The 1690-nt window shown below is 39.3% G+C and carries 3 protein-coding genes; all 3 read left to right on the plus strand.

Going from position 1 to position 1690, the window contains the following annotated elements; translation table 11 throughout:
* The first annotated feature begins 79 nt into the window (after positions 1-79).
* A complete protein-coding gene (gene tnpA / locus CWB65_RS16855; protein ID WP_138741057.1) occupies positions 80-382 on the plus strand; it encodes an IS66 family insertion sequence element accessory protein TnpA in 303 nt (100 codons plus the stop codon).
* Complete coding sequence (tnpB, locus tag CWB65_RS16860) at positions 379-729, plus strand: IS66 family insertion sequence element accessory protein TnpB (RefSeq protein ID WP_036956871.1); 351 nt, start codon at positions 379-381, stop codon at positions 727-729. The genes tnpA and tnpB overlap by 4 nt, the downstream gene beginning before the upstream one ends.
* 77 nt (positions 730-806) lie before the next feature.
* On the plus strand, positions 807-1690 hold an 884-nt coding region (gene tnpC, locus CWB65_RS16865; protein ID WP_138741058.1), incomplete at its 3' end, for an IS66 family transposase.

Genomic DNA, 1690 nt, shown 5'->3' on the forward strand with positions numbered 1-1690 from the left:
GTAACCGTCGGCTAAACCACACCTAAACATTTATTTTATATTCGCTAAGCTCATTTCTTTTTAATAACAGGAGTGAGTTATGCAAACCAATCGAACACAACAATGGCTAGATTTAATTCACCGACAACCAGGCTCTGGTTTAAACATACAAGATTTTTGCCAGCAAAATAACTTAGCAACGTCCACTTTTTATAAGTACCGCAAACAATTAACCGCCCAATCTAGTTTCAGCAAAGTGACCATTCAAACTGAACAAACCCGTTTGCAAGAAATCGTTGAGCCTGCCCATATCACACTGACTTTGCAGGTTGGAGAATTAAAATTGCCAGGTTCAACCTCTGCACAGTATTTGTCTGATTTGATTAGAGGTTTAGTTAAATGAAAATGTTTGTTGAGCCAAGTGACATTTACCTGCACCGCCCAGTGGTGGACTTTCGAAAATCGATTAATGGTTTAGCTAATATTGTTGTCGCTGAAATGAATTTAAATGTGATGTCCGGTGCTTTATTTATCTTCTGCAACAAAAGCAAAGATAAACTCAAAATCCTTTACTGGGATAAAACGGGGTTTGCTTTGTGGCATAAGCGATTAGAAAACAATAAGTTTAAATGGCCGAATGCCGAGCATGAAAACCAGCTTGTTTTATCTGAGCAACAACTGCACTGGCTGCTCGATGGCTTTGATATTGTTGGTCATAAACCGCTGATTTTATCAAACTTGAGCTTATAACTTTAGCTCATACCTGATCAGCTTTTAATCTGAATAACATGCAGATAATCAGCGAGTTACAGGGTAAAATACCCCCTATGACTGAACTAGAGCAGCAACTTCTCAAACGCATTGCCGAACTTGAAAAACAAGTAACGGATAAAGATTCCAGAATCGCGTATTTAGAAGAACAATTCAAATTAGCCCAACAAAAACAATTCGGTAAATCAACCGAAGGCCACCCTGCACAAGGTGATTTATTTAACGAAGCGGAAGACATCGCTGAGTTAGAACGTGAAGTTGAAGCTGAAAACGAAACCGTTACTTACACCCGTAAAAAAGCTAAACGCACTGCGTTACCGGCTGATTTACCACGCGAAGTGATTGTGCACGACATCGAAAATAAAAGCTGTGACTGCTGCGGTGGTGAAATGCATAAAATGGGTGAAGATAAATCTGAAAAACTTGAATTTATTCCAGCTCAAATCAAAGTGATTGAACATGTTAGACCTAAATACAGCTGCCGAGCCTGTGAGCAAAACGAAACACAAGTTCAAATCAAACAAGCCCCGATGCCAGCGAGTCCAATTCCTAAAGGCATTGCAACACCAAGCTTACTCAGCCAAATCATCACCAGTAAATATCAATACGCTCTGCCGCTTTATCGGCAAGAAACCATGTTTAAACAACACGGCATTGAAATCAGTCGACAAACCATGAGTGACTGGATAATCAAATGTGCCAGTTTATTTAAACCACTGTATGACAAATTGCATCAAATCTTATTAGAGCAACATGTCATTCAAGCGGACGAGACCACAGTCAATGTGGTGAGTGATGACAAAACAAAATCCTATATGTGGTTATATTGCACAGGTACTGACACGCCTGTAGCAAATAACCCATTTAAAAATATCGTACTGTATGAATATCAGCCGGGTCGTTCAGGTTGTTATCCTGCGAATTTTTTACTTAATTATAC

Origin of the sequence: Pseudoalteromonas sp. S554 (assembly GCF_005930865.1) — a bacterium.
GTDB classification, from domain to species: Bacteria; Pseudomonadota; Gammaproteobacteria; order Enterobacterales; family Alteromonadaceae; genus Pseudoalteromonas; species Pseudoalteromonas marina.

Bases quoted from the DNA above. Each gene is read 5' to 3' on its own strand.
- tnpA (WP_138741057.1), top strand. From the start codon at position 80: ATGCAAACCAATCGAACACAACAATGGCTAGATTTAATTCACCGACAA.
- tnpB (WP_036956871.1), top strand. From the start codon at position 379: ATGAAAATGTTTGTTGAGCCAAGTGACATTTACCTGCACCGCCCAGTG.